Source organism: Clostridium niameyense (assembly GCF_001243045.1).
Taxonomy (GTDB): Bacteria; Bacillota; Clostridia; order Clostridiales; family Clostridiaceae; genus Clostridium_F; species Clostridium_F niameyense.
This window is the reverse complement of sequence record NZ_LN849007.1, coordinates 15,082-28,831: the sequence shown is the minus strand read 5'-3', so window position 1 is coordinate 28,831 and position 13,750 is coordinate 15,082. Positions and strand designations below refer to the sequence as shown.

General features: G+C 32.2%; 15 protein-coding genes, 2 tRNA genes and 1 other annotated feature. All 17 genes read right to left on the bottom strand.

Going from position 1 to position 13,750, the window contains the following annotated elements; all coding sequences use genetic code 11:
• Positions 1-9: 9 nt before the first annotated feature.
• Positions 10-3,714, bottom strand: a complete 3,705-nt coding sequence (rpoB, locus tag BN1711_RS01130; protein WP_050606371.1) for a DNA-directed RNA polymerase subunit beta — start codon at positions 3,712-3,714, stop codon at positions 10-12.
• Between the two features lie 262 nt (positions 3,715-3,976).
• Complete coding sequence (rplL, locus tag BN1711_RS01125) at positions 3,977-4,345, bottom strand: 50S ribosomal protein L7/L12 (protein ID WP_050606370.1); 369 nt, start codon at positions 4,343-4,345, stop codon at positions 3,977-3,979.
• Between the two features lie 48 nt (positions 4,346-4,393).
• Complete coding sequence (gene rplJ, locus BN1711_RS01120; RefSeq protein ID WP_082174039.1) at positions 4,394-4,897, bottom strand: 50S ribosomal protein L10; 504 nt, start codon at positions 4,895-4,897, stop codon at positions 4,394-4,396.
• Between the two features lie 31 nt (positions 4,898-4,928).
• Positions 4,929-5,063: a sequence feature (ribosomal protein L10 leader region), on the bottom strand.
• A 42-nt stretch (positions 5,064-5,105) separates the two neighbouring features.
• Complete coding sequence (gene rplA / locus BN1711_RS01115; protein ID WP_050606369.1) at positions 5,106-5,795, bottom strand: 50S ribosomal protein L1; 690 nt, start codon at positions 5,793-5,795, stop codon at positions 5,106-5,108.
• 57 nt (positions 5,796-5,852) lie between these two features.
• Positions 5,853-6,278: a 50S ribosomal protein L11 gene (rplK, locus tag BN1711_RS01110; protein WP_050606368.1), complete on the bottom strand. Its 426-nt coding sequence runs from the start codon at positions 6,276-6,278 to the stop codon at positions 5,853-5,855.
• A 70-nt stretch (positions 6,279-6,348) separates the two neighbouring features.
• Positions 6,349-6,873, bottom strand: a complete 525-nt coding sequence (nusG, locus tag BN1711_RS01105; protein WP_050606367.1) for a transcription termination/antitermination protein NusG — start codon at positions 6,871-6,873, stop codon at positions 6,349-6,351.
• Positions 6,874-6,919: 46 nt separating this feature from the next.
• Entirely contained in the window at positions 6,920-7,138 is a 219-nt protein-coding gene (secE, locus tag BN1711_RS01100) for a preprotein translocase subunit SecE (RefSeq protein ID WP_050606366.1), read from the bottom strand.
• Between the two features lie 54 nt (positions 7,139-7,192).
• A complete protein-coding gene (rpmG, locus tag BN1711_RS01095) occupies positions 7,193-7,342 on the bottom strand; it encodes a 50S ribosomal protein L33 (protein WP_050606365.1) in 150 nt (49 codons plus the stop codon).
• A gap of 216 nt (positions 7,343-7,558) precedes the next feature.
• Positions 7,559-8,752: an elongation factor Tu gene (tuf, locus tag BN1711_RS01090; RefSeq protein ID WP_050606364.1), complete on the bottom strand. Its 1,194-nt coding sequence runs from the start codon at positions 8,750-8,752 to the stop codon at positions 7,559-7,561.
• 94 nt (positions 8,753-8,846) lie between these two features.
• Positions 8,847-8,922, bottom strand: a tRNA-Thr gene (locus tag BN1711_RS01085).
• A gap of 16 nt (positions 8,923-8,938) precedes the next feature.
• A tRNA-Gly gene (locus BN1711_RS01080) sits at positions 8,939-9,013 on the bottom strand.
• A gap of 63 nt (positions 9,014-9,076) precedes the next feature.
• Entirely contained in the window at positions 9,077-9,718 is a 642-nt protein-coding gene (gene sigH, locus BN1711_RS01075) for an RNA polymerase sporulation sigma factor SigH (protein WP_050606363.1), read from the bottom strand.
• Positions 9,719-9,791: 73 nt separating this feature from the next.
• On the bottom strand, positions 9,792-10,301 hold the full coding sequence (locus tag BN1711_RS01070; protein ID WP_050606362.1) for an NYN domain-containing protein: 510 nt from the start codon (positions 10,299-10,301) through the stop codon (positions 9,792-9,794).
• Between the two features lie 2 nt (positions 10,302-10,303).
• A complete protein-coding gene (gene rlmB, locus BN1711_RS01065; RefSeq protein WP_050606361.1) occupies positions 10,304-11,092 on the bottom strand; it encodes a 23S rRNA (guanosine(2251)-2'-O)-methyltransferase RlmB in 789 nt (262 codons plus the stop codon).
• Between the two features lie 26 nt (positions 11,093-11,118).
• The gene (gene thyX, locus BN1711_RS01060) at positions 11,119-11,853 is read right to left on the bottom strand and encodes an FAD-dependent thymidylate synthase (RefSeq protein ID WP_050606360.1); all 735 of its coding nucleotides are present in this window, start codon (positions 11,851-11,853) and stop codon (positions 11,119-11,121) included.
• Positions 11,843-12,283 carry a Mini-ribonuclease 3 gene (locus BN1711_RS01055; protein WP_050606359.1) on the bottom strand — a complete coding sequence of 147 codons (441 nt, stop codon included), beginning with the start codon at positions 12,281-12,283 and terminating at the stop codon, positions 11,843-11,845. Before BN1711_RS01055 ends, thyX begins: the two co-directional genes overlap by 11 nt.
• Positions 12,284-12,333: 50 nt before the next feature.
• Positions 12,334-13,731: a cysteine--tRNA ligase gene (cysS, locus tag BN1711_RS01050; protein WP_050606358.1), complete on the bottom strand. Its 1,398-nt coding sequence runs from the start codon at positions 13,729-13,731 to the stop codon at positions 12,334-12,336.
• Positions 13,732-13,750: the final 19 nt, after the last annotated feature.

Here is a 13,750-nt window from a genome sequence, read left to right as displayed (position 1 = left end):
CCCTTCAAATTAGTGTTCATCACTAAAATCATCTAATTCTAAATCATCTAAAGATAAATCTAAGTCAACTTCTGGTTCTTCTTCGTCCTCTTTTAATTCATCATCTTCTTTTTGATAGTCATCTTTTTGTGGCTTTTCTGATGATTCATTTTCAGCTTCGTTGCCTTCTATATTTACATCTAATTCATCTATATCATCTTCTACAGACTCTTTTAGTTTTATTTCTTGATTATCATCATTCAATACTTTTACATCAAGACATAACGCTTGTAATTCTTTTATTAAAACTTTAAATGATTCTGGTACTCCAGGTTCAGGTATATTCTCACCTTTAACTATTGCTTCATAAGTTTTTACCCTTCCTACCACATCATCGGATTTAACTGTTAATATTTCTTGAAGAGTGTGGGCAGCTCCATATGCTTCTAATGCCCAAACTTCCATTTCACCAAATCTCTGTCCTCCAAATTGAGCCTTACCTCCAAGTGGTTGTTGAGTTACTAGTGAATATGGACCAGTTGATCTAGCATGTATTTTGTCATCGACTAGATGAGCAAGTTTTAATATATACATGTATCCAACAGTTACTCTATTATCAAATGGTTCACCAGTTCTTCCATCATATAATACTGTCTTTCCATCGTCTGAATATCCAGCATCTTTTAAGCAATCCACTATATCATATTCAGTGGCACCATCAAATACTGGAGTTGCTACATGCCAGCCTAATTTGCTAGCTGCTAATCCTAAGTGAACTTCTAAAACCTGACCGATATTCATACGAGAAGGTACACCTAATGGATTTAAGCATATTTGAAGTGGTCTTCCATCTGGTAAAAATGGCATATCTTCTTCTGGTAACACTCTTGATATAACACCCTTATTACCATGTCTTCCGGCCATCTTATCTCCTACAGATATTTTTCTTTTTTGAGCTATATAGCACCTTACTAATTTATTTACACCTGGTGGAAGTTCATCCCCATTTTCTCTTGTAAATATCTTAACGTCTACTATTATTCCTGCTTCTCCATGTGGAACTCTTAAAGAAGTATCTCTAACTTCTCTAGCTTTCTCTCCAAATATAGCTCTAAGTAATCTTTCTTCTGCAGTTAACTCTGTTTCTCCCTTAGGAGTCACTTTACCTACTAATATATCCCCTGCTCTAACTTCTGCTCCGATTCTTATTATTCCTCTTTCGTCTATATCCTTAAGAGCTTCTTCACCTACATTTGGTATATCTCTAGTTATTTCTTCTGGTCCTAGTTTTGTATCCCTAGCTTCAGCTTCATATTCTTCTATATGTATTGATGTAAATACATCATCCCTTACTAACTGTTCAGATATTAACATAGCGTCCTCGTAGTTATATCCTTCCCAAGTTATAAAGCCCATAAGAATATTTTTACCTAAAGCTATTTCTCCTAAGTCAGTGGATGGTCCGTCTGCTAACAATGAACCTTTTTCAACCTTTTCACCCTTAAGCACTATAGGTCTTTGATTGATACATGTACCTTGGTTAGATCTTTTAAACTTCAATAACTTATATTTATCTATTCCACCATCGTTATCTCTTTTTACTCTAACCTCATCAGCTGATACATAAACTACTTCTCCCGCATTTTTAGCTTTAGGAAGAACTCCTGAGTCTATAGCTGCTTTGAATTCTATTCCTGTACCAACTATAGGTGCTTGTGGTTTTAATAATGGAACTGCTTGACGTTGCATGTTTGATCCCATAAGTGCACGGCTGGCATCATCATTTTCAAGGAATGGAATCATAGCTGTAGCAACAGATACTAACTGTCTTGGTGATACGTCCATATACTCAACTTCGCTTACTGGTGCAACTAAAACTTCTTCTTTAGCTCTTACTGTTACTTTATCATCAAGAAAATATCCATCTTCATCTATTGGTTCATCTGATCTAGCGATTACATATTGATCTTCTTCATCAGCTGTCATATATACAATTTCGTTAGTAGCTCTCTTGTTTTTAGAGTCTATCCTTCTATATGGTGTTTCTATAAAACCATATTCATTCACTTTAGCATAAGTTGCTAAAGAGTTTATAAGTCCTATATTAGGTCCTTCTGGAGTTTCTATAGGACACATTCTTCCATAATGTGAATGGTGAACGTCTCTAACTTCAAATCCAGCTCTTTCTCTTGAAAGTCCTCCTGGTCCTAAAGCAGATAATCTTCTCTTATGAGTTAATTCTGATAAAGGATTTGTTTGATCCATAAATTGTGATAACTGAGAACTTCCAAAGAATTCTTTTATAGCTGCTGCTACTGGTCTAATATTTATTAAAGCTTGTGGAGTTATTACTTCTTGATCCTGTATAGTCATTCTTTCCTTGACTACTCTTTCCATTCTCGATAAACCAATTCTAAATTGATTTTGTAATAATTCTCCTACAGATCTTAATCTTCTATTTCCTAAGTGATCTATGTCATCTATATACCCAATTGCATAGGCTAATCCTATCTCATAATTAATTGTTGCATAAATATCATCTCTTATAATATGTTTTGGAATTAATCTATGCATATTATTTTTTATTTGATCCCTTATACTTTCTTCATCTGAGTAATTATCTAGTATTTCTTTTAATACAGGATAAAATACATTTTCTTTAATGTTTAAATCACTTATATCAAAGTCAATAAAATTATGTATGTCTACAAAATTATTACCTATTATTTTTACTATTTTATCATCTATTCTTATATAAACCTCGTTTATACCAGAGTTTTGTATTTCTAGTGCTTTATCTCTGTCTATTCGTTGTCCTTTTTCTATTAAGATTTCTCCTGTCTGAGGATTAACTATGTCTTGATCTGCTATTTGATTTGCTATTCTTAATTGAATTGCTAGCTTTTTGTTAAACTTATATCTTCCAACTCGTGATAAATCATATCTCTTAGCATCAAAGAATAATGATTCTATAAGAGACTCTGCACTATCAACTGTAGGAGGTTCACCTGGTCTTAACCTCTTATATATTTCTAGTAAAGCTTCTTCTCTAGTCTTTGTATTATCTTTTTCTATTGTAGCTTTTAGTCTTTCATCTTCTCCGAAAAACTCTATAATTTCTGCATCAGTACCATAGCCTAATGCTCTAGCAAGTATTGTAATAGGTAATTTTCTTGTTTTATCTATTCTTACATAGATAATATTGTTAGAGTCTGTTTCATACTCTAACCAAGCTCCTCTATTAGGTATAACCGTAGATGAAAACAACTTGTTTCCAGTTTTATCTACTGACATGTTATAGTATACCCCTGGAGATCTAACAAGCTGGCTTACAATAACTCTTTCCGCTCCGTTAATTATAAAAGTTCCTTGTTCTGTCATAAGAGGGAAATCCCCCATAAACACTTCTTGTTCTTTTACCTCTCCAGTTTCTTTGTTTAGTAATCTAACTTTTACCTTTAAAGGCGCTGCATAGGTAGAATCTCTTTCCTTGCACTCTTCAACAGAATATTTGATATTATCTAGGTCTAATTTGTATCCTACAAATTCTAAATTTAGATTACCTGTATAATCTTGTATAGGATTAATATCGTCAAATACTTCTTGAAGTCCTTCTTTTAGAAACCAATCATAAGAATCTAATTGAACTTCAATTAAGTTCGGCATCTGAGCAAATTCTTTAATTCTAGAAAAGCTCATACGTGTTCTTTTGCCAACTTGGACAGGATGTACCATAAAATTTCACCCCTTGTATAAACTAAAATAACCAAAAACACTTTCTAAAATAATCTTTATATGGTGTTTTTGGATTTGATTACATTATTATCAAATTAGTATAACCATTTTAATGTAATTAATTCATAAAAATACATTTAATATATATGTCATAAATTAATCAATGCAATTTATTATGTTACCATAATATTATGCAGTTGTCAATATCTTTTATAATATTAAAAAGGGCACTTTAAAGTGCCCGTATGTAATAGCTTAACTATTATTTTAATTCTACTTTTGCTCCTACTTCTTCGATCTTAGCTTTCATAGCTTCAGCTTCATCTTTAGCTACAGCTTCTTTTAATGTTTTTGGAGCTCCATCAACTAATGCTTTAGCTTCTTTTAATCCAAGTCCAGTTATTTCTCTAACAACTTTGATAACTTTGATTTTTTGTGATCCTGCATCAGCTAATACTACGTCAAATTCGTTCTTTTCTTCAGCTGCTCCGCCAGCTGCTCCAGCTGCTCCTGCTACAGCTACTGGTGCTGCAGCGCTTACTCCAAATTCTTCTTCACATGCTTCAACTAATTCGTTTAATTCTAAAACAGTCATTTCTTTTATAGCTTGAATGATTTCTTCTTTTTTCATTATTTAGGCACCTCCAAATTTTATATTCATTACTTTTGTATTTTACTATTAAGCTTCTTCTGATTCTTTCTTATCCTTAATAGCGCTAATTAAGTAAGCAAAATTTGATACTGGAGCTTTGAAGCTTCCAAGTAATTTTGCAATAAGTACGTCTCTTGGTGGGATTGATGCGATTTTTTTAACCTTTTCTACATCACATAAGTTTCCGTTAATTAATCCACCTTTTAATTCTAACTTCTTGTTTGTCTTCGCAAAGTCATTAAGTACTCTAGCTGGAATAGTTACATCTTCATAACCAAAAGCTATTGAAACAGGTCCTTGTAATAATTCTAAGTAACCTTCATCATAACCTAGGTTTTTAGCAGCTAATGTTACTAAAGTATTCTTATATACTTTATATTCAACACCTGCTTCTCTTAAATCTTTTCTAAGCTTAGTATCTTCTTCTACTGTTAATCCTTGATACTTAGAAATAATTATTGATGTAGCTTTTTCCATTTTTTCTTGTATTTCTTGAACTTTAGCTTCTTTTAATTGTCTGTTATTTGCCACTGTGTGTCCACCTCCTCACAGTTAAAACGTGATTATAATCTAAAAGGGCCTCTCCGTAGAACAGAAAGGCCCAATAAATTCATTTTATATCGGACTCCTAAGTAGGCTAGTTTTCACTATTACGCTTTGTAGCACCCACTGTCTACGGAGATATATTCAATTTCACAACTATTATAAGTATATCAATTATTATTTAATATGTCAATAATTATTCTAATACTTTAGTTGGATTTACTTTTATTCCAGGTCCCATAGTGCTTGATACAACTACAGATTTAACATATTGACCTTTTGCTGCTGCTGGTTTAGCTTTTATAACTGCTTCCATTAAAGTACGGAAGTTAGTTAATAATTTCTCTTCTCCAAAAGAAGCCTTTCCAATTGGAACGTGAATTATAGATGTCTTATCTACTCTATATTCAACTTTACCAGCTTTTATGTCTGCTATAGCCTTAGCTACATCAAATGTAACTGTACCAGACTTTGGATTTGGCATTAATCCCTTAGGTCCTAATATTCTACCTATTCTTCCTACTACCCCCATCATATCTGGTGTAGCAACAACAACGTCGAAATCAAACCAGTTTTCTTTTTGAATCTTTTGTACCAATTCTTCTGCACCAACATAATCAGCACCTGCTTCTTGAGCTTCAGTAGCTTTATCTCCTCTGGCAAAAACTAAAACTCTTACCTTTTTACCAGTTCCATGAGGAAGTACAACTGCTCCTCTAACTTGTTGATCAGCGTGTCTTGGATCTACTCCAAGTCTAACAGCTAATTCAATAGTTTCATCAAATTTAGCTTTTGATGTTTTTGTTGCAAGTTCTAATGCTTCTTGTGAAGTGTATAATGCATTCTTATCAACTAATTTTGCACTTTCATTATATTTCTTTCCCATGTTCTTTCCTCCTCCGTGGTATTAACGGTATATACCTCCCACTATTTTCGTTGAAAATTATTCTTCTACAGTTATACCCATGCTTCTAGCTGTTCCTTCAATCATGCTCATAGCTGTTTCAACTGATCCTGCATTTAAGTCAGGCATCTTTGTTTCAGCTATTTCTTTTATCTGAGCTTTTGTTACCTTAGCAACTTTATCTTTGTTAGGAACACCAGATCCGCTTTCTATACCAGCTGCTTTCTTTAATAGAACTGCTGCTGGAGGAGTCTTTAGTACAAAACTAAATGATCTGTCTTGATATACTGTGATAACAACTGGAATTATTAATCCAGCTTGATTAGCAGTCTTAGCATTGAATTCTTTACAGAATCCCATGATGTTTACACCGTGTTGTCCTAATGCTGGACCTACTGGTGGTGCTGGACTCGCCTTTCCTGCTGCAAGTTGAAGTTTTATCATTCCTACTACTTTTTTAGCCATATTTTACACCTCCTCTATGTGGTTATACGGATTAAAATCCTCCCACGTTATTAAGACATAGTCCTAATAACTAATCAAGTTTTTCTATCTGATTAAAATCAAGTTCAACAGGAGTTTCCCTGCCAAACATGTTAACTAAAGCTTTTATCTTTCCTTTTTCTACATTTATCTCTTGTATAAGAGCTGGGAATCCTTCAAGTGGGCCTAAAACTACCTTTACATTTTCCCCCACTTCTAAATCAGGTTTTACCTGTTTTTCTTTTATTCCCATAGACGATACTTCTTCTTCAGTAAGAGGGACAGGTTTTGATCCTGGTCCAACAAAACCAGTTACTCCCCTAGTATTTCTCACTATGTACCATGAATCATCAGTCATTACCATTTTTACTAATACATATCCTGGAAATGTTTTCTTCAAAGTAATCTTCTTTTTACCGTCCTTCATTTCAACTTGCTCTTCCATGGGAACTTGAATATCATGAATCCAATCGTGCAAGTTTCTATTATCTACAGTTTTTTGAAGGTTTACTTTTACCTTATTTTCATAACCTGAATATGTGTGAACCACATACCACTTAGCTTTCTCTTCTGCCATAAGCGCTAGGGATTAGCATATCCCTGCTTCCCTCCTTTATACTTGTTTATAGACTAAAAATAAACTTAAACAAGCTACTAAATATATAATCAAACGCTCCTACAAGTACCATAAATATTATACAAAATGTCATTACAGTAATTGCAGCCTTTTTTACATCCTTTTTAGGAGCCCAAGTCATTCTTTTTAGCTCTAATCTTATTTCTTTAAAGAAACCAATTATACCTTTGTTATTAGAGCTTTGTATTTTGCTATTAGCACCCATTTTTTTCACATCCCTAAAGTTTTATAAAGGCTATACTTTGATTAAATATATAAATTATTTTGTTTCTTTATGAGCTGTATGTTTATGGCAATGTGGGCAATATTTATTCATTTCTAATCTATCTGGATCGTTTTTCTTATTCTTCATTGTGTGATAATTTCTTTGTTTACAATCTGTACAAGCTAGTGTTACCTTTACTCTCACTATCTACACCTCCTAGTACATAACCTTTATGTGAAAGTTTCTATTTATCTATATTATACTTTTTTAAAAATTTGCATTACTTAGATACTTTATCATAAGTTAAAGTATCTGTCAATGTATTTAACCTTTTATATATTACACTTTATGTAATGAAATTACATATTTATTATTCTTAAAAGGACTAGGTCTAGAAACCCAGTCCCTTAATATTACTAATTATTCAATTATGCTAGTAACAACTCCTGAACCTACTGTTCTTCCACCTTCTCTGATAGCGAATCTTAGGTTTTCGTGCATTGCTACTGGTGTTATTAATTCAACTGTCATATCTATGTGGTCTCCAGGCATTACCATTTCTATTCCTTCTGGTAAGTTGATTGATCCTGTAACGTCTGTTGTTCTAAAGTAGAATTGTGGTCTATATCCATTAAAGAATGGAGTATGTCTTCCACCTTCTTCTTTCTTTAGTACGTATACTTGACCTACAAATTTCTTATGTGGTGTTATTGAACCTGGTTTTGCAAGTACTTGACCTCTTTCGATATCATCTCTTTGAACACCTCTTAATAATGCTCCGATGTTATCTCCTGCCATTGCTTCTTCTAATATCTTTCTGAACATTTCGATTCCTGTACATACTGTTTTTGCTACTTCTTGTTTTAATCCTATGATTTCTAACTCATCTCCAGTATGTAATGTTCCTCTTTCAACTCTTCCTGTTGCAACTGTTCCTCTTCCTGTTATTGTGAAGATATCTTCTACTGGCATTAAGAATGGTTGATCTGTTGCTCTTTCTGGAGTTGGTATATAGCTATCTACTGCTTCCATTAATTCATGTATGCATTTTGTTTTTTCTTCATTGTCTGAGTTTTCTAGTACTTCTAATGCTGATCCTACTACGATTGGTGTATCGTCTCCTGGGAATCCATATTCATTTAATAATTCTCTTACTTCCATTTCAACTAATTCGATTAGTTCTGGATCATCTACTTGGTCTGCTTTATTTAAGAATACTACTATGTATTGTACACCAACTCTTGATGCTAGTAGTATATGTTCTCTTGTTTGTGGCATTGGACCATCTGCTGCTGATACAACTAAGATAGCTCCATCCATTTGTGCTGCTCCTGTGATCATGTTCTTTACATAGTCTGCGTGTCCTGGGCAGTCAACGTGAGCATAGTGTCTGTTTTCTGTTTCATACTCAACGTGTGATGTATTGATTGTAATTCCTCTTTCTTTTTCTTCTGGTGCTTTATCTATTTCGTCGTATTTTGTTGCGTCTGCCTTTCCCTCTTTTGCTAATACTGTTGTAATAGCTGCTGTTAATGTTGTCTTACCATGGTCTACGTGTCCTATTGTTCCTATATTTACATGAGGTTTTGTTCTTTCATATTTTGCTTTTGACATTTTTTGTTCCTCCTTTTATAAATTATAATTTTTAAAATTGTACTTACGTTCATAGCAGTAAACCCTGCCTGGTGTGTTGTAACTCCTTAAGTTTTGGAGCCCATGACCGGGATTGAACCGGTGACCTCCACCTTACCAAGGTGACGCTCTGCCAACTGAGCTACATGGGCAACTCCACTACACATCTGGAGCGAGAAACGGGAATTGAACCCGCGACAACTAGTTTGGGAAACTAGTGTTCTGCCACTGAACTATTCTCGCCAGTATTAATCATATACCAATTATTAATTATAGTAAAATCACATTTTATTGTCAATATGTAAATCATTTATTATTCAAGCATTTTTCAAGCTTTCTTTTAACTCTTTGCAATGCATTATCTATAGATTTTGCACGACGATCTAAATCGCAAGCAATTTCTTGATATGATTTACCGTCAAGATAGGACATCAATACTTCCATTTCTAAATCTGACAATACCTCTCCTATTTCATTTTGTATATGATTTAATTTTTCTCTACTTATAATTAGTTCTTCTGGATCTGCTACTTTAGCTTCTGATAAAACATCTAATAAAGTTCTATCAGATTCATCATCATATATAGGTTTATTTAAAGAAACATAAGTATTAAGTGGAATATGTTTCTGTCTAGTGGCTGTTTTTATAGCTGTAATTATTTGTCTAGTAACACAAAGTTCTGCAAAAGCTCTAAAAGAAGATAGTTTATCTGGTCTAAAGTCTCTTATAGCCTTATATAAACCTATCATGCCTTCTTGGTATATATCTTCCTTGTCTGCCCCAATTAAAAAATAGGACTTAGCCTTAGCTTTCACAAAATTTTCATATTTGCTTATAAGAAATTCCTGTGCTCTCCAATTACCGGATTTAGCTTCCATTACTATTTCCTCATCTACACATTCTTCAAAGGAGGAAACTTTCTTTTCAACTCTAACCTCATCTCCCAAGGTATCCCCTCCATCATAAATATAACCATATAACTTGATTATACATTAAAATTAATGGCTCAGTCAAGGTAGTTTAACGACTTCTTCTTATTTTTTCCAATTTTTCTAATAGATCCTCTTCTAACATATCATGTAACTTATTTCCTTTATTTACATTCTGCTTTTCTATATTTCTTTCTATGTTTTTTTCTATGTTTTTTACTTCATTAAAGAATTCCAAAGAAGACATTCTAGTAGCTCCCCTTTGGAATATTAACTGCTGCTCTAATAAGTCAGATGTAACCACAAGTACTTCTATCTTTCTTCCAATATTATTTACATGTCTTTCTATGAAACTATCTGCTGTTTCTCCTTCTTTTGTAAATACCACTATTAAATTTTTATTTATTTTGTCTATATTCTCTCTTCCATCTATCTGATGAGCATCAAATACAACATAGACTAAGTATTGGTTATATGATGCATAATTATTTATTATATCTAAAAGCTTCTGTCTTGATGCTTCTAAACTATATTCTTTTATCCTTTTTAATTTATCCCAACTATTTATAACATTATAAGCATCTACAAATACATGCTTCATAGTTATCTACTCTTTATTTTTTGTTTTACTATCTCATACATAAGCATTCCTGCTGCAACAGAAGCATTTAAAGAAGTTACATTTCCGAGCATAGGTATTTTAACTAATAAATCACATTTATCCTTAGTTAATTTGGAAATACCTTTTCCTTCACTTCCTATTACTAAAGCTAATGAGCCTGAAAAATTTACATTAAAGCAATAATCTTTTCCATCCATATCTGCACCATATACCCATATACCTTTTTCTTTAAGATATTCGATTGTCTGATTTATATTTGTGACTTTACTTATTCTTATATGTTCAGCTGCTCCTGCAGAAGTTTTGTATACTGTGGGAGTAACTCCTACATTTCTTCTTTTAGGTATTATAACTCCATGCACTCCTAGTACCTCAGCTGTTCTTAATATAGATCCGAAATTATGTGGATCCTCTATCTCATCTAGTATTAAAATAAAAGGATCTTCTTGCTTTTTTTCTGCTAATTCTAATATATCTTCTACAGAATAATACTTGTATGGAGTAGTAAATGCTATTACTCCTTGATGAGCACCCGTTTCAGAAATACTATCTAACTTTTTCTTATCTACTTCTTTTATAACAATTTTCTTTTCTTTAGCTAAAGATATTATTAAATTTATTGATCCCGATATGTTTCCCTTTGTTATCATTATTTGTTCTATAGTCTTATTTTTCTTTAATGCTTCTATTACTGCATTTCTTCCCTCTATTATGTCTTCCCTAATATTTTTTATATTATTTCTCTCCTGTTGGTTTTTACTCATTTTCATTATGAATTTCTCTCCCTACACATAAATTATTTATTATTATACTTTTCCCTAACTTCTACTACTTTACCACAGGACATTTTTCCTTCTGGACAAGAGCCATTTAAACAAGGTGGACCGCTATATTTAAATAATATAGGAGCTACTTCCTTAACCTCATCTAACATCTTATCCGCAAGGTTTCTTATCTCCCATTGTGCTCTATTACAACATCTGTGTCTGAAGAAATTCATTAAACTTCTAGCATTCATAGTAACTATAATTTTACTTGCACAGGCATTAGGAAAAACATATCTAGCATCTTCTATAGCCTTTTTTTCTGCAACAGATTCCTTCATCCCTTGCTCAATATATTTACCTTTTAATCTACTAGATATTTTATTATAAGTATCTTGGCTTTCTTCCATAGATTTTATAAATATTTTTTTAGCTTCTTCATCCTCTGCTATAGCTGTTGGGATGACATACTCAAATTGATCAAGCTTTACATATCTCTGGCTTTGCTGCGAATATGAAGCTATTCTATGCCTTACCAATTGATGTGTTAAACTTCTTGATACCCCTTCTATAGCAAAAGTAAAGCTAACATGCTCTATAGGGGATTCATGACCATAGGACATAAGCATATTTAAAAATTTATCTGTCTTTTCTTCATCTAAGTTATTTTGAATATCATCTATTCCTACAGAGCTATAGCATAACTTAGCAGCAGATGCTATTAATTTTTCTGCACTTGGTGTATACTCTAATAATTTAACTTTCATGTTCCTTATTTTTCCCACCTTTATTATAGTTTACTATTGTATTTAATATATAATTTAATCTATCTACCTGATTTGTTAAATATAAAAAACCTATAAGTGCTTCAAATCCTGTAGCAAATTTATACTCCTGTACATCAGCATTTTTAGGAATAGTACCTGATTTTGCATTTCTTCCTCTTTTAAAAATGTACATTTCATCTTCTGTTAAAGTAGGCATTATTTTTTTTATATATTCACTTTGTCCATGTGCTTTTACATGCTGTATAGCTTTTACATGTAATTTATGAACACTCATCTCTCTATTACCATCTACCATAAAGGTTCTTATAAATATCTCATAGGCAGCATCGCCTATAAACGCAAGTACTAAAGGATTTAACTGTTTAACATCTCTTTCTGTAAACTTATCCTTAAATAAATCAAATTCCATAATATTCTCCATTCAAATCTATATAGGTTTGTATTACATCTTATAACTTACTAAGCTTTTTTCCATCTAACTCCTTGTGGAGTATCTTCTAATACAATACCTTTATCCTTTAATTCATCTCTTATTTTATCTGCTAAAGCCCAGTTTTTTTCTTTTCTTGCTTGTTGTCTTTTTTCTATAAGTTTTTCTACCTCTTCTTCTAAACTAGATTTAGTAGATCTTTGTAATATCCCTAGTGGATAACCTAATTCCCTTATTAAATCTAAGGCATATTTTACTATTTGCTTTGAAGAGTTCACAGTTATATTAGTATTTACATCCCTTATCAAATCAAAGATAACTGAAATAGCGTCTGCTGTATTAAAATCGTCATCCATCTTTTCTATATACTTTTCTTTATAAGCATCTAATTGCTTTTTATATTCTTCTTCCTCTTCTTTAATGTTATCTAAAGATACTTCTTCTAATAAATTCTCTAAATTGTTTATAGAATTATATAATCTATCTATTGCTGATTTAGTTGAATCTAAAAGTTCTATACTAAAGTTTATTTGAGTTCTATAATGTCCTGAAAGCATAAACATCCTTAATACATCTGGTTCATATGTTTCTAATATTTCCCTAGCCGTGAAAAAATTATTTAATGATTTAGACATCTTTTGGTTATTTATATTTACAAAAGCTGAATGCAACCAATAATTGGCAAAAGGTTTCCCTGTTCTAGCTTCACTTTGAGCTACTTCATTTTCATGGTGTGGAAAAACTAAATCTGAACCACCCGCATGAATATCTATAGTTTCTCCAAGTAAATTATAAGCCATGCATGAACATTCTATATGCCAACCCGGTCTTCCCATTCCCCAAGGACTTTCCCATGCAGGTTCACTTGGTTTTTGATTTTTCCATATAGCAAAATCCATAGGATCTTCTTTACGCTCATCTATATTTATTCTAGCTCCCGCTTGTAACTCTTCTAAATTTTGACCTGACAATTTACCATATTCCTTAAATTTCTTAGTACGAAAATACACATCCCCATTTATTTCATATGCATATCCTTTTTTAATTAATTCATCTACAAATTCTATTATTTGATTCATATATTCAGTAGCTCTAGGATTCTTAGTTGCTCTTTCTATATTTAAATTATCTGCATCTTTGTAGTACTCTTGTATAAATTTATCACCTAATTGTTTTACAGTAATATTTTCTTCATTAGCTTTTCTTATCATTTTGTCATCAATATCTGTAAAATTTTGAATAAATTTAACTTTATATCCCCTATATTCTAAATATCTTCTTACTGTATCAAATACAACAAAAGTTCTAGCATTTCCTATATGAAAAAAATTATAAACTGTTGGTCCACAAACATACATTTTAACCTCTCCAGGAACTAAAGTAATAAATTCTTCCTTTCTATTGGTTAAAGTGTTATATACCTTCATTCAACTACCTCCTAATATC